The sequence below is a fragment of the Pedobacter steynii genome, from assembly GCF_900103665.1.
In the GTDB taxonomy this organism is placed as follows: domain Bacteria; phylum Bacteroidota; class Bacteroidia; order Sphingobacteriales; family Sphingobacteriaceae; genus Pedobacter; species Pedobacter steynii.
Map to the genome: position 1 here is coordinate 1 of NZ_FNGY01000019.1, position 20,517 is coordinate 20,517.

Below are 20,517 nucleotides of genomic sequence, written 5' to 3' on the forward strand. Positions count from 1 at the left end.
TCAAAAACATTGAATTCTTCCTTTTCAGACTTACTCAACTATATGCTTAAAATCGGAAAAACATATTACTGCTCCACAACATTTGGCATTGATCCGAAAATTTGAATATTTCGGCGGGTCGGTAAAACGAAAAAGCCTGCTATCGTGTGATTTGCAGGCTTTTCAATGTTTTGATCTAAGATTTGCGGACCGGACGGGACTCGAACCCGCGACCTCCGCCGTGACAGGGCGGCATTCTAACCAGCTGAACTACCGGTCCGTGTTTCCCTCTCGGGTGGCCTTTTATAGTAGCGCCTCTACTTATTAAAAATAAAAGCACTCTTCTGAGTGCTTTTGCGGACCGGACGGGACTCGAACCCGCGACCTCCGCCGTGACAGGGCGGCATTCTAACCAGCTGAACTACCGGTCCGTTGTTCCCTTTCGGGATTGCAAATATAGAGCCTTTATTTATATTCACAAACTATTTTTTAAAATAATCGTAAGTCCTTATGCTACAGAACCTTCTTTCATTTTCTCTGCGTTTTCAGCAAACTGTAATGCATCAATCAGCTCCTGAACACCACCATCCATCACGCCACTTAGGTTATAAAGTGTCAATCCGATACGGTGATCTGTTACCCTACCTTGTGGATAATTGTAAGTTCTGATCTTTGCAGAGCGGTCACCGGTAGAAACCATAGTCTTACGTCTTGCCGCAATGTCTCCATTTTTCTTCTGCAATTCGATATCATATAACTTACTACGTAGCATCTCCATCGCAATCACCCTGTTTCCTAGCTGAGAGCGCTCCTGCTGACATACAACCACAATACCCGAAGGTCTGTGTGTCAACTGAACTTTCGTCTCCACCTTGTTCACATTCTGACCACCGGCACCACCCGAACGGGAAGTCTGTAAGTCAATATCTGCAGGGTTCACATAAAGGTCAATCTCTTCCGCTTCCGGTAATACCGCTACTGAAGCTGCCGAAGTATGTACACGTCCCTGAGTTTCGGTATCCGGCACACGTTGTACACGGTGAACACCTGATTCATATTTCAATTGTCCGTAAACATCTTCTCCGCTCACCTTCAGGATCACCTCTTTGTAACCACCGGCGGTACCTTCAGTCACATCAACAGTTTCTACCTTCCAGCCTTTTTGCTCAAAGAAACGGCTGTACATACGGTATAAATCGCCGGCAAATAAAGCTGCCTCGTCACCACCAGTACCACCTCTGATCTCAAACACTGCATTTTTAGCATCCTCAGGATCTACCGGAATCAGCATCAAACGCACCTTTTCTTCCAGCTCGTCCTGTTGCTTCAACAGCAGGTCAAGTTCTTCTTTAGCCATCTCGCGCATCTCAGCGTCCTTCTCGGTTGCCAGGATCTCCTTATTTGCGTCGATATTGCTCATTACATTCTTGTAGATCTTATATTCATCTACAATCTTGCCTAAATCTTTGTACTCTTTATTTAAAGCCGCAAAACGCTTCATATCCTGCATCGTATCAGGATTACTCAACTGCTCTTCTACATCTTCCCAGCGCAGCTTAATTGCTTCTAATTTCTCTAACATATTCTTTTTTCAGAAAATTAAAACTTGTTGCCTTTTCAATTAAAATCCGTCCTGCGGAGATCTATCCTGGCAATTGATTTATTTGGGCAGCAAAAATACGGCTTTTTCAGTTAATGATACTAAAAATTTATTCGTTGCCGGATTCTTTTCCCCCGTTCATTACTTTTCGAAATAGTTCAGTGTTAAATCTTTGCCGTCAAATACTGCATAAGAACTAAAATTAATCCATTCCCCGATGTTTATATACCTGCTTTTATCGGTCAGCTGAATATCCAAAGGCAGGTGACGATGTCCAAAAATAAAATAATCAAAATGCGCTTTTTGCAATTGTTCCTTCGCATAAACAGCCAGCCATTCATTTTCTACACCATTAAAAACCTCTTCAGTGCTATGTGCTAACCGGCTGTTGCCCGACCACCAGTTCGCAATTCCCAATCCAATTCTCGGAGGAACGAGTGCAAACAACCACTGACATACCGGATTTCTAAAAATCTTCCGCAGCACTTTATATTTTTGATCTCCCGGACCAAGCCCATCTCCATGATGAAGATAAAACCGCTTGCCGGCTCTCTCTATTACCAACTCATCACTGATGATCTCAATACCCATCTCTTTTGTGAAATAGTCATTTACCCACATATCGTGGTTCCCCTTGAAAAAATAAATTTTTATTCCCGCATCGCTCATCATCCCCAGTTTACCCTGCAAACGAACAAAGCCTTTTGGAACAACCTCGCGGTATTCAAACCAGAAATCAAAAATATCACCCATCAAAAAAAGCTCACTGCAAGTGCTTTCTATGGCATTTAACCAGCGAATGATCCGATCTTCGCGCTTCCTGCTTTCGGAATGGCTCGGAGAGCCCAGGTGGAAATCAGAAGCAAAATATATGTTTTTTGTCATCAGTATGAACAAAGATAAGTAAAAAAATTATCCGAGTTTTGTCAGAAGTTCTACCAATTATCTAGAATATATCTAAACTACCGCTGTTATTAAAACAAAAGTTCGTAAATTCGCCAAAAATTTAAACACATGATTTCTACTGATATAGCCATTATTGGCGCCGGACCCGTTGGTTTATTTGCAATTTTTGAAGCAGGACTCCTTAAAATGCGTTGTCATCTGATCGATTACTTACCCCAGGTAGGTGGTCAATTGTCGGAAATATATCCTAAGAAACCTATTTATGATATTCCAGGATACCCAACAGTATTGGCTCAGGAGCTCATAGACAATCTGATGGAACAGGGAAAACCTTTCCACCCAGGCTTCACTTTAGGAGAAAGAATCGAAGGTTTAGAGAAACGTGGGGAAGGTGATTTTGTATTGACTACCAATATGGGTACCATCATAGAATCAAAAGTGGTTGTTATTGCCGGTGGATTGGGATGTTTCGAACCTCGTAAACCAGCAGTAGCAGGATTAGAACAATTTGAAAACGGAAGAGGTGTCAACTATATGATCCTTGATCCTGAACAATACCGCGGACAAAAAATGGTAATCGCAGGTGGTGGTGACTCTGCCTTAGACTGGACCATCTTCCTGGCTGACATCGTTGACGAACTGACATTGGTTCACCGCAGCGAAAGTTTCCGTGGTGCTCCGGACTCTGTAAATAAAGTAATGGCTTTGGCAGAAAGCGGAAAAATCAATCTGGTATTAAACAGCAACCTAAGCTCCGTAACCGGAAACGGGAAACTGGAAAATGTAGAATTGGTACACAACCGCAGCCTGGAGAAAAGCAATATCGCTGCAGATCATTTAATTCCTCTATTTGGTTTAAGCCCTAAATTAGGCCCGATCGAACAATGGAACCTAAACATCAACAAAAGTGCAATTGAAGTAAATACTGATGATTATTCAACGAATATCCCGGGTATCTACGCTATTGGCGATATCAATACTTACACGAATAAATTAAAACTAATTCTTTGCGGTTTCCATGAAGCAGCCTTGATGAGCCATAGTGCATATCAATACATGAACCCGGGAATTAAATATACCATGAAATATACTACCGTTAACGGCGTATCAGAATTTTAAGCATGGAAGAAAATAACATTACCCTGCACGTAGAAAATCCGGACGGTAGCAGAACGACACTTGAGGCCCCTGTAGATATGGGCCTCAGCTTAATGGAATACTTAAAAGCATGTGAATATGACATCCTTGCCACCTGTGGTGGGATGGCACTTTGTGCAACCTGCTGTGTAGATGTCCTGGAAGGTGAAGACAAATTAAAAGAAATGAGCGATGACGAATATGCCATGCTCGATACTTTGCCAGATTTGCTTCCAAACTCCAGACTGGCCTGCCAGCTACAGCTAAACCACGAAATGGATGGCCTTGTGGTTAAACTTCATGGCGTAAACTAATTACTAATTTTCTATAGGAGCAGCCGCAATTGTCTTGATTGGGCTGCCTATAGTTTTATATTCGCCCTCCCCTTTCAATATTGCCAGCATCTTGGCACTACTGTTTAAAACAGCTTTTGCTGCCGTCAATTCCTTATCATATTGAAACGCCTGGATCACTTTCCCTTTTTCATAATAATAACGGCTCACAATCTGTGTTTCCAGCACTTTTTTGATCTCTGATTTAAAAGTAATCAGATCCGTTTTCTTCGCCCCCAGCATCTTCGCTTTCAGGTCCTCCAGATCGGCCTTTACCGCAGGAAGTTTATTTTCTTTTTCCGCTTCAGCACGCAGGTCTGACAAGAGTCGCTCGGTACTGGAAGTATAAGAATAATCTTTCCCTTCCAGTGAATTTACAAAAGCAGCATAATCCTGATCCGTTAGCCGGAAACTGGCAGCCGGAGCAATGGTTTTATTGTTCTTTTTATAGCTGTTCGCATAATCAAAAAATAAGCTTTTATTCAATAAGGAGATGGTAATCGGACTAAACTTCGAGGCCTCCACCACAACATCGGGAAACACCCCATTTCCATCATATACATTTCTGCCCATTTTGGTACTGAATCTCGCCATTACCGAATCTGCCACCTTAGGTGTCTTTCCATTTGCATCTTTATGGGCATAATCCAGCGCCTGGATGCACCTTCCTGAAGGCGTAAAGTATTTAGCCACGGTTACTTTAACCAGGCTGTTATAGGGCAGATTAAAGGTTTGTTGTACCAGACCTTTCCCATAACTCCGCTGACCGACAATAATCGCCCTGTCGAGGTCCTGTAAAGCACCTGCAACAATTTCTGAAGCAGAGGCTGAAGAACCTCCAACCAGGATCACCAATGGAATCTGAGGAAGAATAGGCTCGGCCTGAGTTTTATAGGTAATCGTCTTCTGTGGATTCCGGCCTTTCTGAGTTACAACCAGAACGTCTTTATTCACAAAGAGGTTTACAATCTTTACCGCCTCCTGCAAAATTCCACCACCATTATACCTTAAATCAATGATTAAACCTTTTGGCTGCTGTTTGTTTAAATTCAACGCCGCCTCTTTTACCTCCTGGGCCGCATTTTCCAGAAACTTATCCAGACGGATATAGCCAATCTGATCGTCAGTCATCCCGGAATAAGGGACATTAGGCTGTTTAATTTCATCCCTGGTGATGCTTTTGGTAATCACCGAACCATTTCTGATCAACAACAACTCAGCTGTAGAACCTTTTGGCCCTCTCAACAACTGGCTCACCTGTGCCCGCTCTTTTCCTTTCACCTCCACATTATTGATTTTCAGGACCTGATCGCCTGGCTTCAGGTCCTGCTTATCTGCAGGGTAACCTTCAGAAACCTCATTCACGAACAATTTGCCCTCAATAAAAAGCGTGGTTGCGCCTATACCCCCGTATTGAGTACTGACATATTTTAGTTTATAGTCTTCAATCTCAGACTCTGGAATATATTCTGTGTAAGGGTCAAGTTTTTCCAACATGGCATCAATGCTGCTGCGCATCAGATCTGATGGATTGGTTTCCTCGACATAATTGATATTCACTTCCTTATATAGAGAAGCGAAAATATCCAGGTTCTTGGAAACCTGAAACAAATCCTCCTTAAAAGACCAGCTTAAAGAAGCAAAAACAATAAGGGAGAAGGCTGCGGCAAGTTTGTAGTTTTTCATTTTACCCATCTGTTGAAAGGTAAATTTACAAAAAAGCCTTGTAACTCAATAGGCTAATGAAGATTTATAGCCTGTTGCCATCAGGATCAGCCAAAGCCTTCTCGATGGTAAACTCAATATACTTACGGTCCCTTTTCACTAAGTCCATCAATCGCTCCACCAACTGGTCCTCTTGTCCGGGAACAAAAGAAATTTCTACGCTTGCCAAATCACGATATTTTCTAAGAAATTTGATTTTAACCTTTTTCCAGGTCTCAGGAGTAAGTGAAAAACTTGCCATAATATATACTTTGACGCAAAAATAGGAAAATAACTAATAGGACGTGCGCATTAAAATAAAGACGCCAAATAAAAACGCCTCCGGAGTCCGGAGGCGTTTTTATTTTAAAGGAACAGCTATCGGTTAGCCGTATTGTCTATAAACGTCCGGTTCGTAGCCGTAGTCCCTCCAACGGTAATATCGCCACGCAATGTCAAAGTATAAGTATTCGATTTAGTGAAAGAAACTTCCGTTCTGGTGTACACATTGGTATTACTGTTAGGATAACGCAATAGCAGGTCATAAACACCCTGAGGTATTTTCACAAAAGTCCCTCCCGATTTATAAGGCAGATTGCTGGCAATGGTCAGCTCTGCTTTGCTCGTCCTGTTCTGAATGATCAGATCTACAGGATTTGCATTCGGAGAAGTATGAACAAGCCTGACATAAGCTGCTGAAGAATCGACTGCAGGAAGTACATCCTCCAGCATAAAGGCATCACTGGTCTTTGCTACCGTATTATAGAAACCACAGAGGTACAAAGAATAATTCTTGCCCTCCACCAGGGTTGTACTGAGTTTATTGATCACAAGTTTAGGGTCCGCAGCGGCATTAGATGGACGGGTAGCCTTCAGGTCATAAGCCCCACCGGGTAATATTGCATAAGCATTCGTGGCAGGATAAACCGCAGCATAGGCCAATCCGGTTGTTCCACTCTCTGCACCTGTTGTAGACACCGCAGCAGTCACCTTGGTGTCGTTGGCATAATAATTAACCACAGGACTATTGATTGCAAAATTAAAGAACTTCACCGAGGCGCCACTGGCAGGTCCGTCAATCGTCTGGATATCGGTCTTGTCGCAGGAATATATGATGGTCGACAGCAGAAGTACTGCTGATAATAAAAGTTTTCTTTTCATATGATTAAGGTAAAGTAATCCACATTTCTTTGGTATGATAGTCTGTTGTCAGTCCACCGATTTTATCCAACGCCTCTCTGTTCCAGATGTACTCGGAATTGTAGCGCGGACGAATGCGATAAACCAGTTTACCGGCATTATCCGGATATAAACTTGAAGGAGGGTTAAATCCAGCAAAAACCTGTGCCCCGGTTGCAGCATCAAGATCTTTATAATGATACCTTCGTAAGTCCATCCATTGCTCTAAATGCCCATAGCCCCATTGCGCAATATACTTCTGAAGCATGATATTGGTCAGCGTCAGATCATTTGACGAAACAGGAATAACCAGGGTAGAAGCCATATAAGCGGCTTTTTCTGTAGCAGAAATCTGGAGAGGCACTTGTCCATCATCTGAATTTCTTGCATTTACAAAATCGAAATGCGCAGAGATTCCCTTTGTATAGGCATCTAAAGCTGTTGCCTTATCTCCTTTTTTAAAGGCTGCTTCCGCCTTTACAAACTGAAGTTGAGAATAAGTGAACAATGGCAATTTCGACTTGGCGGAGAAGATATACCTTGAGGGTTTCCTCAAAGAAAGATCCAATGTTGGATAGCCCCAAAAATTCTGTGGTTGCTGATTAGCAGTTAGCGCCCCTACACCAAGCGCAATGTCCAAACCTCTGTACTGACCATCTGGTGATGGGGACAACATTCTGCTCATCCTTGGATCGACTAGGCCCGGGTATTGTGTTCCGTTCATTAAACCAAGAATAAATTTAGTCTGACGGTAATTGGTTAAATTATCCCTGTTACTTGCATAAAAATTAATATCATCATTGGCCGTTCCGGTATATGCAAGCAACGGTTGCTCGGCATCACTTGCACCGATTGAAGCATCTACCGCCGCAATCACATCATCAGGCTTATATAAGCCAGTTTTATTGGAGAAATGATTCAATGCCATCGCCTTTAGGCCATTGGCAAATTTGATCCACAGGTCTGTCTTTCCCTTGTAAATGATATCTGTTTTCGCAAGGTATTTATTATCAACTGCTCCATCCGTTCTTTTCAGATTCGCAATGGCGAGGTCTAGCAAACGAAAGGATTCCTGATAAGCAAATTCCTGCGTATCATAGTCAAACGCGGTTCTTCCCTCAAATGCCTGCTTAATTGGAATTTCCCCATGAATATCGGTTAGTGCCAACCAGCCCCAGGCTTTTAAGATCTGTCCTACACCAAGCAAATCCCAGCGCTCCTGCTTTTCGGCAATCGAGTTCATATTTACAAGATTCTGCCCAAGACTCCAATAGACATCCCGAAACAGCTGACCCGCATTATCTGAAGCCGGATCATAACCTTGCCTGTCCCAGGTATTGGCTGTCGTAATGATCGTCCAGTTTTGAGTATAACGCCCGATAAAACGGGAATCATAAGTTGGTGAAGTGACCATCCAGTGAAGCATTGGAGCGAGGTATAAATTTGCTTCCACCACCTGAGGTGCATTTGGATTATCATTTACGTCCAGGAACTTCTTGCAACCACCCAAGGTTACCATTCCGGCCATGATCAATAGTATATATATTTTTTTCATCTTTAATTACCTTTAAAAGCCAACCTTAATACCAAAATTAAATCCTTTCGGAATCGGGAAATTTCCATAATCAATTCCCTGTGAGCCAGAGCCCCCTACTGCGGCAGTATTCCCATTCACAACAGGATCAAGCCCCGTATAATTCGTAATCAGGAACAGATCGGTACCCGTAAAAAACACACTTGCATTCTTTATGAATCCCTGTTTCTTCAGGAACGACGCAGGCAACCGGTATTGAAGTGTAACGTCCTTTAACCTGATCCAGTTGATGTCCTTTTCAATAAACAACTCCTCACTCATCTCGGTATAATACAGGTTCTGATAGAATGGAGTAATACTGATATTATTACGTGTAGGATTCGCGCTGTTTTCCAGACCGTCTCTCATTACACCCTGAACAATTCTCGGTTGCAATCGATCCAGCGTCATCGGCGACAATCCCAATTGGGTCAGTAAACTTTGCGTTGCATTCAGGATGTCTCCCCCTTTTCTAATGTCCAGTAAGAATGACAAAGAGAAATCCTTATACCTGAAAGTATTTGTGATGCCTAAAGAAAAATCAGGCTGACGGTCATAGCCCCCTTCAATAAAAGTCGTAGACCTTACCGGTAAACCGCTCGCAGGGTTAATCAGGATTTCTCCCTGGTTATTACGCAGATAAAAAAGACCGGTCAATGTACGCGTAGAGAACCCTTTAGTCACCCCGTTCCTGACATTCCCGTATAACCAGCTATCTGATACGTAAGATTCCGGAAGAGAGTTCGGCAATGCCAACACCTTTCCTCTGGTCATATCAAAATTAGTCATGATGTCCCAGCTAAAGCTGTTGGTCTTAACAGGTGTTCCCCTTAAACTGATTTCCAATCCCTGGTTTCTGGTTTTAGCACCATTAAGGTTAAACAAAATATATCCGGTAGCATAACTTCCCCTAACATCATTTACAATCTGATCTGTGGTCTGTTTACGATAAACGGTCACATCAAGACCTAGCCTGTCTTTGAAAAATGCGAGTTCTGTTCCCAACTCATAAGAACTTGCAAACTCAGGAACAAGTCCGGGATTAGGCCCTGTAAAACCGTATCCATATCCCCCGCCTACCGTGGTTTTACTTTCCAATGCAGGAACATAAGCATAAGGCCTTGCATCTTTACCAACATTGGCAAAAGCGGCCCTCAACTTACCTGAGGTAAATATTTTACTCAGGCTGTTTTTAAACGCCGGAACCTCAGTAAATACAAAACTTCCAGACACGGATGGATAAAAGAAGGAATTCGCGCCCACAGGAATCGTAGATGTCCAGTCATTTCTTCCGGTTAAAGTAAGGTATAGGTAATCTTTATAGCCTAATGTGGTCCGGGCAAACAAACTGAAAACACGTTGCCTGGCGTCAGAGGATTTTGCATTTCTTAAAGTAGTAGCGGTATTGTTGATGGAGATAAAATTGGGATCAAGAAAGTTCTCTCCATACTGGCTTTCAGTTTTGGAACTCAATGCTTTTATGGCATTACCAAATGTAGCATCAATCGTAATGTCCTTCGTGATGTGCTGCCTGGTTAAGTTAATTAGCGTTTGAGAGTTGATGTTTCTGGTATTGTCGTTGGCAACATCCATAATTCCTCCCTTAAGAAAACCTCTTTTACTTTCAGGATGACTTAAAAGCAATGCGTTATTATTATAAGCATCTATTCCAACATTTGTTTTGATGTTCATCCATTTTACCGGCGTGATGGTAAAGCCTAAATTGGAAATGATCCGGTTATTTTTTGTAGTAGACTTATTTTTATTCACATTGAAATAAGGATTTTCAATTTCCAGCGTTTGATCGCCTCCATTAAGCAATCTTCTTCTGGTTCCGGATGCCGTCAGATAATCCTTTGCATTGTCGTCTTGTGGCCAAACCAATAAGCCAATCAATGGACCTCCATCTCCTTTAAATGCCTGATTATTGGTCGCATAGGAATAGTTCATCGACAAATCCACATCTAGCCACTTATTGATCTTCCCACCGGTTGAACCCGTTAAAGTGAACCGGTTATAATCTGAACCCGGAACAACTCCCTGCTGATCTGTGTAGGAAGTAGATACACGATAATTAACGGCATCAGAACCGCCTTCAACAGACAGATTATGTTTTTGGGTAAATGCAGTCTTAAAAAATCCATCCACATTGTCATAGAACTTGGTTCCATCTGCATATCTCGGCCCAAAATATTTTAACCTGTCACTAACAGGTCCCCCAAAAGAACCCAGATCAAATTCCTTCTGCAGCTCAGGAACGGTAGTTGTTTTCTCTGTGCGGAAGCTGTTGTTGTAATTGATGGCACCAAGACCTGCCTTCCCTCTTTTTGTGGTGATGACAATAGCGCCGTTTGCCGCATCAATACCATACAAAGCCGCCGCCTCAGGCCCTTTCAACACGACCAGGGTCTCTATATCCTCCGGATTGATATCCGCAGCTCTATTGGTAAAATCGACACCCCTGTTGGCAAAAGAAGTCGTAGAACTGTTCTCTGAATAAAAGGCAGAAGTGTTTAAGGTTTTATTATCAATAGGTAGCCCATCGACAACAAATAAAGGCTGATTGCTTCCACTAATAGAGCTGATCCCACGAATAGTAATCGAGGAAGAAGCCCCGGGTACACCAGAAGAACTGGTTACTTCGACCCCTGCAACACGTCCCTGAAGTGCATTAATGAAATTCTCTCTTTGTGTTTCTGCAATCGCCGCGCCGCTCACCTGCTGTTGAGCTGTACCGATAGACCGCTTCGATGCCTTTTGCCCTAATGCAGTAACCACAATTTCATTGAGCGACTGTGCGTCATCCAATAAAACGATGTTCATCACCGCACCGGTCACGAGCTTACTCTGCGTGATCATGCCGATATAAGAAAAGGCAAGCACATCTCCGCTGTTTACCTTAATGCTGAAAACCCCGTTTACGGAAGTTTGAGTCACAGCAGTGGTTGCTTTGGACTTAACAGAAACTCCCGGAACGGGCAACCCGTCAGCAGACTTGACTGTTCCTGTAACTGTAATTTGCTGCGCAAACGTTTGCGTAACAAAGACAGAAAGGCCCATAAAAAGTAATAGTAGTTTTCTTTTCATAAAAGCTTATTTGGTTAGAATTTTAATTTGGATTGTTGGTTCCCCCTGAATTAAACACGCAATTAAACGCAAAATAAGTCAGCATATTAGTAAATATCACAAATGTTTTTCATTGTTTACAGAAATATATATACAATGTCACGATTTTGTTACTACAATTACCGCACAAACACGCATAAACCCGCACCAGTGGTTTTCCTTTTTTTTACTACTTTAGTTCAAAAAAAACCAGATGTTAAAAAAAGAAAGGCACGACTCCATTATGCGACAGATCAATCTGCACAATCGTGTACTGACCTCTGATTTAGTGCAATTGTTAAGTGTTTCAGAAGATACCATTCGCCGCGATCTGCAGGAACTTGCAGAACGTGACCAGCTTTATAAGGTTCATGGGGGTGCCCTTTCCAAATCCTACCAATCTTCTTTTGACGACAGTACCGTATACGCCAAAGAAGCCAAAATCATTATCGCAAAGAAGGCAATTACGTTGATAAAGGACGGGATGGTCATTCTAACCGGAGGAGGGACGACCATTATTGAGATGGTAAAACAACTCCCTGAAAACTTACATGCCACCTTTTTTACCATTAGCCCCTTTGTAGCAATCGAGTTGGCCAATTACCCAAGGGTGGAAGTGATCCTTATCGGAGGCTTGTTTTCTAAAAACTCACAGGTCACTTATGGCGGCCATGTCATCAATCAGTTGTCGGAAATCAGTCCGGACCTTTGCCTGTTGGGAACAAGCGCACTTCATCCAAATGATGGCCTTACGGATACCGATTGGGAAATCAATCAATTAAAAAAAACAATGCTCAATTGTTCAAAAAAGACGGCCGTATTGTGCATCTCCGAGAAATTAAACATTTCGTTAAGACTCAAAGTCGCCCCGATAACGAATATTCAATACCTGATTACAGAACTGCCAACTACCGACCCTCAGCTGGACGATTATCAAATAAAAAGCCTTCAAATCCTATAAACTCCAGATATTTTAAACAAAACAACCCTCCTGAATTTAGTTCAGGAAGGTTGTTTTGTTCATCCTAAAAATCGGTCTAAAATGCCGGATCAGCAGGAACGTTTAGATTCCCACCATCTCTTTCCACAAAAGGATAAGGGAAGAAGTTTCTTTTACGGTCTGTGAGCGGTTTGGCAAACCTCCTCATATCTTCGATTTTTAAACCAGAAAGATAAAGCTCAATACAGCGGTGTTTATAAATTAAGGCCAATAGATCGTCTTGAGAATAAGTTCCGGTTAATTCGGGCAAAGCTGCTCCCAATCCAAAAACATCGAGTGCTGCAGTCTTCGTCACCACTTTATTCAACTCAATTAAAGCATTCCCCGGATCAGGCTGGCGCGCAAGCGCCTCTGCTTTAATCAGGATCATTTCTCCCGGCAGATATACCGGAATAACAGCAGCCGTAGCATTACCAAAACCATTTAAACTAATCAATGGTGCTTTGGATGCAAACAGGATGTGAAAAGGAACGCGCTTATCATTGACATCAGGCACATCAGTTCCTTTTAAGCCCAAAGTTGCATTTAAGGGTTGAAATACGTTATTCGTAGAAGTTGCAATGTCGTAAATTGGGTTTGGCGCATTCCCGTCAAAACCGAAATAAGACTTTACATTCAGGTCTACACTACCTGCCGAAGTCAAGGCAAGCGGATAGTTTTCCGAAAAGAGGGCATAACGCGCCTTTAAAGCGTAAAGCGTATTTTTGATGTCAATCCCTTTAGGAATATTGGCTAAAAATGCACTGCTGACCGGATTTGCTGTAATGACCGACAATGCATTATCGATCACAGAAATCGCCTTTATAAAACCATCTTTCCTGCTCACAAAGGGAACCTGCTGACCGATTCCATTGGGTACCTGCTGCCAATATTGAGATAAATTACCAATAGCTAAAGCTTTAAAGATACTGGAATAGGCAATCAATCCGGAAGCATAGGATTTGTCGGCCAGGTTTGCGGCATTATTGATCACATTGTCTGCATCAAAAATAATCTTACTCGAATTCGCCCATAAATTGGTCAAGATCGAATTGGTGCCATCTACTTTAGCCCCGCCGGTAAACAATTGCAATTCAGGAATATTCCCTGCATTGGAAAGAAAAAGCTCATTGGTCACAAAACCATTTGCCGTAATGGAACTAAAAAATACGCCCGGACGTCCTACGGAATAGACTCTTTGTAAACCAACAGCCACACCCGTCAGTCCTTTTGCTGATTTCAACACATCGGCAGCCAATGCCCCATTGGGATCTTTAAAATCTTGCTTACAAGAAGTAGCCGTCATGAACAACATCAGGACGAGCGCCGTTTTTAGCGAATAAAATTTTTCTATATAATTTTTCATGTCTGATCTTTTTAAAATTAAAACTTAACCTGTACGCCTAGGGTAAAACTACGTGGAATCGGCACTGAACCGAAGTCAATGTTACGAAGGATGGTCGACTGCCCTCCGGAATTTAACTCCGGATCATACCCTTTATATTTGTCCCATGAAACAAGATTCCTACCACTTAGGTTGATAGTTAAGTCGTTGATAAATTTCACTTTACCTACATTATAACTAAGGGCAACTTCCCGTAATTTAACAAAAGAACCATTGTCTATCCGCCATTCTTCAGTCGCATATACACCGGCAACATAACCTCTTGGCAACAATCCCATCTGTTCCTGTTCTGCAACTTTACCATTTCCAACTCCCTGACGTGTCCGCCAATCTGCATTCCAGACATCGGAGCCCTGAACAGCGTCCAGCTGGACATGAAGGCTCAGTTTTTTATAGGTAAAATCATTTACGAACGACATGGTATAATCCGGATTCGGATTACCGATCACTTTTCGCAAGGTCGTTCCCGTAGGCATACCATTCGCATCCCGTTGAGGGATATAAGTGGTCGCTGAGCTTTGAATTCCAGCCTCTAACTGAGGGATCCCTGCTGCATTTGTCAGCAAACTTCCATCTTGATTTCTGGCGAAGAAAGTACCGTAAAAAACACCGATAGGCTGTCCGTCAATAATGGCAACCGGCGCTCCTGGATTAGTAGAGATCAGCCTCAATCCACCTGTACCCACTGCCTTATTTCTATTTCTGTTGAATATAAAAGTGGTATTCCATTTAAAATTTTCTCCGGAAACAGGCATCCCGGTCAGCATTAACTCTATACCCTTGTTCTCCAATGCCCCGTTATTGTCCAATAAACTGGAGTAACCAATCGTAGGTGAAATCACCACAGGAATTAACAAGTCTTTAACTTTCTTGTTGTACCAGTTAAAAGTAAGTCCCAAACGGTTGTTGAAAAAGGCCATATCCGTTCCGATTTCCGATTCCCGCTGGCGCTCAGGTTTTACATTTTCATTAGCCAGCGTCGCGCTGGATACAAAGGCACCCTGTTGCAATAGCGGATTAGAAGCATATTCATTAAAACGGTCATACGCACCAATTCCGGTTAAATTGCCCGATTCTCCATAAGCAGCCCTTACTTTGAAAGCGGTCCACCATTCCGATACCCCCAGGTTTTTCCAGTAATCGGCAGAGGAAAGCACATAACTGACATTCGCTTTCAGATATTCCTGCGTTCTATGTTTCACACCAAATACAGACGATTGATCCACTCTTAGCGCTCCTGTTACAAACAAATGATCTCTGTATTTGAAATTTTGCTGTAAATAAGCACCCATAATGGTGAATTCAGATCTGCGGTCACTGTTGGGAAGAACCGTACTTGCGGCATTTACCGTTTCAATGAAAGGAGCCAAACCACGGCCATTCAGTAAAGAATACAGATCTTTCTGGTATTGAAAAGATCCCCCAAGCTGTGTGGTAGACAACAAGCCTTCAGCAATCTTTGAATCATAAGTAAAGTTCAATTCGTTGTTAAACATCGTGGTGGTCGCATTGGCTGCACTGGCATAACCATTCAATGCCGGAGTTTGTGCAGCTCCTCCTCCATAAAAGCCTGTACTCACATTATAGGCAAAAGGTGGAATGAGCGTCGTTCCGTTCTGAATGGTATTGTCAACACCCATGGTATAATCAATGGTTAGATTTTTTACCGGAGTCAGCTTTAAGCCAGTATTGGCCATAATGCGGTTCGTGAACTGTCGTTGCTTGATGTCCTCAATCACAGATACGGGGTTTACCCTACCCCGCTCACCAACAGATTTCAGATTCCCAAAAACATCTCTGGTAAAAAGGTCATGAAAGTTCCCGATAATGGTAACCGAGTTCATAGGAGAGAAAAATGAATTTCCATCCGGTTTCTCGTCTGCATCACTATGTACATAGTTAAATCCTACGGTCAATTTCGCCCAGTCAGCGATCTTCTGATCTACATTTGCACGGAAATTATACCGCTTAAAATTAGTATTCTTAATGATCCCCTGATTTGAAAAATAACCTGCGGAAGTGTAGAACTTAGTGTTGTCATTTCCTCCTGATAAGGAAACCGCATTATCGGTTCCCAATGCAGATTGGAAAATATAGTCCTGATAGTTATACCTCGTTACATTAGTGATCTCTTTTGACAGCGCCGGAGGATCGCCTACCAATTGGATCACATCCTGAGTAGCAGCATCCACAGAGCCACCAAATTTAGTTGGCGACTGGTTTACTTCTATTTGCTTACGCAACTTACTGGAAGTAATACTGGAAGAAAAACTTAGTACCGGAGTACCGCTCTTACCTCGCTTGGTAAAAATCTGTACCACCCCCGAATTTGCTCTGGAGCCATAAATGGCAGCAGCAGCAGCACCATTTAAAACCTCAATCCGCTCAATATCATTGGGATTGATATCGACCATTCTGTTCTGACCGATGCTGCCCACAAAATTTCCGTTTTGCCCGACAGCACTTCCGGAATTGTTACCCCCATCATAATTTGCAGAGGTATTCGTCACACGGGTGGTCGAATTGTTCACGATCACACCATCAATAATGTACAATGGCTCTGAAGAGGAATTGATGGAACTTACGCCACGCAATCTTACCGACATTCCACCTGCAGGATCTCCGGAATTCTGACTAATCTGCGCTCCGGCTGTTTTTCCCTGTAAAGAGGAAAGTACATTTCCACTCGGGGCTTTGTTCAGGTCATCTCCTTTAACGGTGCTGACGTAACTTCCCATCTGCTTCCTCGTTGTTCCCTGTGAAGTTCCGGTCACGATCACTTCATCAAGGCCAATGTTGTCGGTCGCCAGTTCTCCATTGATCACAAGCTCAGTTTTTTCCCCGAAGGTGATGCTCTTTTGTTGTGAACGATAGCCTATGGAAGAAAAACCAACCTGATAGGTTCCTGCCGGAAGGTCTGCAGCGAAGCTAAATTTTCCATCTCCATTCGTCGCAGCTGCGAATTTCGTGTTTTGTATCTTGACAACCACGCCGGGAATCCCCTGACCCGAAGGTCCTTCTGTTACCTTGCCGGTTAAAACGTACCGCTTGTTCTGCGCATATGCAACCTGGCTAAACAGGATTAGAAAAATTGGTAACCAGAAAGCCAACAGGTTTCTGGAGAAACCAAAAACGTAAAGTTTTTTCATAAAATTTGGTTTAGTTTACATAAATATAGGTTTTACCCCTCTTATTTAAACAAACAACCAAATATGTTACCTCAAAAAACTATTCCGGTAAGCAAATTTTACCCATGGTAATGGAAGGTACCCCTTCCCGGTTTCCGAAGTTAGTTTTCTCACCTACAAGTGTTTCATTGGCCAGCACAGCAAAAAGTACCGCCTCTTTTGCATCCGGATTAATGTCGAGATCATCTGTGGTATAAAATGCTGCATTTGGCAAACCGTTCTTCAATGCCGCCACCAATAAAGGGTTGTGCATTCCTCCGCCACTCATGAATATAGAAGGCGTCTCTGCTTTACCGAAACATTTCTCTACCGCAGCCACGATCACTGTTGCAGAAAAACGACATAAGGTGGCCAGAATAGCTTCGTTCCGCAATCCTTTCGTCCCGGACCTTTCCTGAGCCTGCTCCAGGTAAGGAAGATTGAACAGCTCGGGGCCTGTTGTTTTTGGAAAATCTGCATTTAGAAATTCTGCCTGCATCAACGCAGCCAATAAGTCCTTATTAACTTCCCCGGCACTCGCAATTGCGGCATTTTCATCGAAATACAATCCTTCATAGTGCTTTTGAATGAACTGATCCATCAAGGTATTCCCTGGTCCTACATCCGTAGAAAACACTTTTGAAGCATCATTATCTGCCGGCAGATAGGTGAAATTGGCAATCCCTCCGATATTTAACATAATCCGGTCTTCTCCTTTTTTTGAGAACAATAAATAATCACCATAAACGGCCAAAGGAGCACCTTCTCCACCCGCAGCGATGTGTTTTTGCCTGAAATCACTAATGGTGATGATTCCGGTCTTAACCGCAATATGATCTCCATCTCCAATTTGAAGGGTAGCATTCGGATAGTCCGTCAGACCATGCAATGATGCCGGAGCATGGAAAATCGTTTGCCCATGACTGGCGATAACATCCACTTCTTCGGGCTTTCTTCCCCAACTGCTCAAGGCTTCCAAAATCATCCCTGCATGGAGCAGGCCAATCTTTTCATTCATCAGACACACCATTTGCAAATCTGCATCTCTCCTGGAAAAAATAGATTTCACTTCTGCCTTTAAAGCATTTTCATAAGGAATCGTGCTAAACTCCAGCACCCTGACCTTCGTTTCCGCTCCACTGCCCTGGATGGCGCAAAGCGCGATATCCAGACCGTCTAATGATGTTCCTGACATTAACCCTATGATCAGGCGTTCCTGCTTTTCCAGCATTTGAAATATTTTCTTCCAGTTTGAATTCATATCTGCAATTGATGAGCTTAACACTATAAACAAAAGTAAACAATCCCGACAACCAATGGCCATTTGCAACAAAAAACAAGAATGCGGACCGATTTCGTAAAAAATTAGTCCAAATCATCGTAAAAACTACCAAATTCACAAAAAAGACCAGTCCAAATTATCGATTTTAAACAAAAAACCGCTTCGGGTTAAAAAACTTTGATTAAGTCAATAGAGTCACTATATTTACTGCTCCGTACAAAATTTAAGAACAATTAAATGGCAAGATTAAATCTTCTGGAAGAAACGCGCTTTGAAAAACTGCCCGTTTCTGTCTTTGAAAATCCTAAAGCAGCATCTTTAAGTGTTGCTCACCGCATCGGGGACCTTATTAAAGAAAAACAAAAGAACAATTCCAAGGCTGTCTTAGGCCTAGCTACCGGAGCTACACCAATAGCGGTGTACGCGGAATTAGTTAGAATGCATAAGGAAGAAGGTTTGAGCTTTAAAAACGTAATCACGTTCAATCTCGACGAGTACTACCCTATGCAGCCAGACGCTGCACAGAGCTATGTATCTTTCATGAATGATCACTTATTTGATCATATCGATATTGACAAAAACAATGTTAACATTCCTGATGGAACATTAAAACTGGAAGATATTCCTGCTTTTTGTCTGGCTTACGAAAAGAAAATCACCGACGTTGGCGGATTGGACATTCAGATTCTGGGTATTGGTCGTACCGGTCACATTGGTTTCAATGAGCCGGGATCAGCACCAAATTCCGGAACACGTTTAGTAACCCTGGATGACCTGACCAGAAGAGATGCAGCCAGAGACTTTGGTGGTAAATCTTTTGTTCCTACAAAAGCCATTACCATGGGTATCGGTACCATTTTCAAAGCCCGTGAGATCATCCTGATGGCATGGAACAAGAAAAAAGCGTCCATCATCAAAAAAGCAGTAGAAGGCGAAATCTCAAGTGAAGTTCCGGCTACTTACTTACAATTATCCGATCATGTAGAGTTTATTTTAGATCAGGATGCAGCTTCTCAACTTACCCGTTTTGATACACCATGGTTGGTAAAAGACTGTGTATGGGATGATGTCCTTACAAGAAAAGCAGTAATCTGGCTGGCAAACACGCTCAGCAAACCGATCCTTAAACTTACTGAAGACGACTTCAATAACAATGGCATGGCTCAGCTGGCTGTTGAAAAAGGACCCGTATATAACATCAACATTCATATTTTCAATAAACTACAACACACCATCACCGGATGGCCGGGAGGTAAACCTAACGCAGATGATTCTCAAAGACCTGAGCGTGCGGAACCTGCTAAAAAACGTGTAGTGCTCTTCTCTCCACACCCTGATGATGATGTAATCTCTATGGGTGGTACTTTTATCCGCCTGGTAGATCAGAAACATGATGTACATGTCGCTTATCAGACTTCCGGAAATACAGCAGTATGGGATGATGACGCCCTTCGTTTCGTAGAATTCAATATTGACTTCTCTGAAAAAATGGGAATGGGTCAACAGGGAATGAAAGACCTGTACCAGAACATGCGTAAGTTCATCGAAAAGAAACAACCTAACCAGGTAGATACTCCGGAGATCCAATCCGTAAAAGGACTGATCAGAAAAGGAGAAGCAATTGCAGGTGCGAGGTATTGTGGATTAGAAGATGATCATATCCACTTCATGGCGCTTCCTTTCTATGAAAGTGGTAAAAATCAAAAAAATCCGGTTACGGAGAAAGATATCGAACAGACCATGGAGCTTTTACAAAAAATCAAACCAGAGCAGGTATTTGCTGCCGGAGATTTTGAAGATCCACATGGCACACACATCGTATGTTTTAACATCATCTTAGCAGCCTTGCAAAGATTGGCAAAAACAGAAAGCTGGGTGAAAGATTGCTGGTTATGGTTATACCGTGGTGCATGGTTGGAGTTTGAGACCTATGAGATCGAAATGGCAGTTCCATTGAGCCCGCAGGAAGTAGAACGCAAGAAATTCGCGATCTTCAAACACCAGTCGCAAAAAGACCGCGCCGTATTCCCTGGTGATGACGCCAGAGAATTCTGGAAAAGAGCTGAAGACAGAAACAGAGAAACTGCCCAGGCTTATGACAACCTGGGATTAGCAGAATATGAGGCGATGGAAGCCTTTGTTCGTTACAAGTTTTAAATTATATTTATA

14 protein-coding genes and 2 tRNA genes are annotated in these 20,517 nt (G+C 42.7%); 4 read left to right on the forward strand and 12 right to left on the reverse strand.

The window, feature by feature from the left end:
* Positions 1–185 precede the first annotated feature (185 nt).
* From BLQ87_RS32155 to BLQ87_RS32170, 4 genes are all read right to left on the reverse strand, one after another.
* Positions 186–259: transfer RNA gene (locus BLQ87_RS32155), tRNA-Asp, on the reverse strand.
* A 77-nt stretch (positions 260–336) separates the two neighbouring features.
* Positions 337–410, reverse strand: a tRNA-Asp gene (locus tag BLQ87_RS32160).
* A 77-nt stretch (positions 411–487) separates the two neighbouring features.
* The gene (gene prfA / locus BLQ87_RS32165; protein WP_074613012.1) at positions 488–1,561 is read right to left on the reverse strand and encodes a peptide chain release factor 1; all 1,074 of its coding nucleotides are present in this window, start codon (positions 1,559–1,561) and stop codon (positions 488–490) included.
* A gap of 159 nt (positions 1,562–1,720) precedes the next feature.
* Entirely contained in the window at positions 1,721–2,464 is a 744-nt protein-coding gene (locus BLQ87_RS32170) for a UDP-2,3-diacylglucosamine diphosphatase (RefSeq protein WP_074613013.1), read from the reverse strand.
* A gap of 129 nt (positions 2,465–2,593) precedes the next feature.
* On the opposite strand from BLQ87_RS32170, the gene BLQ87_RS32175 reads away from it, so the two are divergent.
* A complete protein-coding gene (locus BLQ87_RS32175; protein ID WP_074613014.1) occupies positions 2,594–3,604 on the forward strand; it encodes an NAD(P)/FAD-dependent oxidoreductase in 1,011 nt (336 codons plus the stop codon).
* Positions 3,605–3,606: 2 nt separating this feature from the next.
* The gene (locus tag BLQ87_RS32180) at positions 3,607–3,936 is read left to right on the forward strand and encodes a 2Fe-2S iron-sulfur cluster-binding protein (RefSeq protein ID WP_073238544.1); all 330 of its coding nucleotides are present in this window, start codon (positions 3,607–3,609) and stop codon (positions 3,934–3,936) included.
* 3 nt (positions 3,937–3,939) lie between these two features.
* Here the strand turns inward: BLQ87_RS32180 and BLQ87_RS32185 are convergent, their stop codons facing one another.
* The 5 genes from BLQ87_RS32185 to BLQ87_RS32205 form a co-directional block, all read right to left on the reverse strand.
* Entirely contained in the window at positions 3,940–5,640 is a 1,701-nt protein-coding gene (locus BLQ87_RS32185; protein ID WP_074613043.1) for a S41 family peptidase, read from the reverse strand.
* 64 nt (positions 5,641–5,704) lie between these two features.
* Positions 5,705–5,920 (reverse strand): hypothetical protein, encoded by a 216-nt coding sequence (locus BLQ87_RS32190; protein WP_074613015.1) that lies wholly within the window; start codon positions 5,918–5,920, stop codon positions 5,705–5,707.
* A gap of 116 nt (positions 5,921–6,036) precedes the next feature.
* Positions 6,037–6,819 (reverse strand): DUF4397 domain-containing protein, encoded by a 783-nt coding sequence (locus BLQ87_RS32195; protein WP_074613016.1) that lies wholly within the window; start codon positions 6,817–6,819, stop codon positions 6,037–6,039.
* Between the two features lie 4 nt (positions 6,820–6,823).
* Positions 6,824–8,392 carry a SusD/RagB family nutrient-binding outer membrane lipoprotein gene (locus BLQ87_RS32200; protein ID WP_074613017.1) on the reverse strand — a complete coding sequence of 523 codons (1,569 nt, stop codon included), beginning with the start codon at positions 8,390–8,392 and terminating at the stop codon, positions 6,824–6,826.
* A gap of 12 nt (positions 8,393–8,404) precedes the next feature.
* Positions 8,405–11,497, reverse strand: a complete 3,093-nt coding sequence (locus BLQ87_RS32205; protein WP_074613018.1) for a SusC/RagA family TonB-linked outer membrane protein — start codon at positions 11,495–11,497, stop codon at positions 8,405–8,407.
* 232 nt (positions 11,498–11,729) lie between these two features.
* On the opposite strand from BLQ87_RS32205, the gene BLQ87_RS32210 reads away from it, so the two are divergent.
* Positions 11,730–12,476: a DeoR/GlpR family DNA-binding transcription regulator gene (locus BLQ87_RS32210; RefSeq protein ID WP_074613019.1), complete on the forward strand. Its 747-nt coding sequence runs from the start codon at positions 11,730–11,732 to the stop codon at positions 12,474–12,476.
* A gap of 76 nt (positions 12,477–12,552) precedes the next feature.
* On the opposite strand, the gene BLQ87_RS32215 is transcribed toward BLQ87_RS32210, so the two are convergent.
* The 3 genes from BLQ87_RS32215 to BLQ87_RS32225 all read right to left on the reverse strand — a co-directional run bounded on the left by BLQ87_RS32215 (position 12,553) and on the right by BLQ87_RS32225 (position 18,327).
* The gene (locus BLQ87_RS32215) at positions 12,553–13,860 is read right to left on the reverse strand and encodes a RagB/SusD family nutrient uptake outer membrane protein (protein WP_074613020.1); all 1,308 of its coding nucleotides are present in this window, start codon (positions 13,858–13,860) and stop codon (positions 12,553–12,555) included.
* Positions 13,861–13,877: 17 nt separating this feature from the next.
* On the reverse strand, positions 13,878–17,048 hold the full coding sequence (locus tag BLQ87_RS32220; protein ID WP_074613021.1) for a SusC/RagA family TonB-linked outer membrane protein: 3,171 nt from the start codon (positions 17,046–17,048) through the stop codon (positions 13,878–13,880).
* A 79-nt stretch (positions 17,049–17,127) separates the two neighbouring features.
* Positions 17,128–18,327, reverse strand: coding sequence for an anhydro-N-acetylmuramic acid kinase (locus tag BLQ87_RS32225; protein ID WP_074613022.1), 1,200 nt, complete (start codon positions 18,325–18,327; stop codon positions 17,128–17,130).
* 258 nt (positions 18,328–18,585) lie between these two features.
* Between BLQ87_RS32225 and nagB the strand changes: the two genes are divergently transcribed.
* Positions 18,586–20,505, forward strand: coding sequence for a glucosamine-6-phosphate deaminase (gene nagB / locus BLQ87_RS32230; RefSeq protein ID WP_074613023.1), 1,920 nt, complete (start codon positions 18,586–18,588; stop codon positions 20,503–20,505).
* Positions 20,506–20,517: the final 12 nt, after the last annotated feature.

Coding starts and splice junctions, on each gene's coding strand:
- prfA (WP_074613012.1), bottom strand. CDS start 1,561: ATGTTAGAGAAATTAGAAGCAATTAAGCTGCGCTGGGAAGATGTAGAA.
- BLQ87_RS32170 (WP_074613013.1), bottom strand. CDS start 2,464: ATGACAAAAAACATATATTTTGCTTCTGATTTCCACCTGGGCTCTCCG.
- BLQ87_RS32175 (WP_074613014.1), top strand. CDS start 2,594: ATGATTTCTACTGATATAGCCATTATTGGCGCCGGACCCGTTGGTTTA.
- BLQ87_RS32180 (WP_073238544.1), top strand. CDS start 3,607: ATGGAAGAAAATAACATTACCCTGCACGTAGAAAATCCGGACGGTAGC.
- BLQ87_RS32185 (WP_074613043.1), bottom strand. CDS start 5,640: ATGAAAAACTACAAACTTGCCGCAGCCTTCTCCCTTATTGTTTTTGCT.
- BLQ87_RS32190 (WP_074613015.1), bottom strand. CDS start 5,920: ATGGCAAGTTTTTCACTTACTCCTGAGACCTGGAAAAAGGTTAAAATC.
- BLQ87_RS32195 (WP_074613016.1), bottom strand. CDS start 6,819: ATGAAAAGAAAACTTTTATTATCAGCAGTACTTCTGCTGTCGACCATC.
- BLQ87_RS32200 (WP_074613017.1), bottom strand. CDS start 8,392: ATGAAAAAAATATATATACTATTGATCATGGCCGGAATGGTAACCTTG.
- BLQ87_RS32205 (WP_074613018.1), bottom strand. CDS start 11,497: ATGAAAAGAAAACTACTATTACTTTTTATGGGCCTTTCTGTCTTTGTT.
- BLQ87_RS32210 (WP_074613019.1), top strand. CDS start 11,730: ATGTTAAAAAAAGAAAGGCACGACTCCATTATGCGACAGATCAATCTG.
- BLQ87_RS32215 (WP_074613020.1), bottom strand. CDS start 13,860: ATGAAAAATTATATAGAAAAATTTTATTCGCTAAAAACGGCGCTCGTC.
- BLQ87_RS32220 (WP_074613021.1), bottom strand. CDS start 17,048: ATGAAAAAACTTTACGTTTTTGGTTTCTCCAGAAACCTGTTGGCTTTC.
- BLQ87_RS32225 (WP_074613022.1), bottom strand. CDS start 18,327: ATGAATTCAAACTGGAAGAAAATATTTCAAATGCTGGAAAAGCAGGAA.
- nagB (WP_074613023.1), top strand. CDS start 18,586: ATGGCAAGATTAAATCTTCTGGAAGAAACGCGCTTTGAAAAACTGCCC.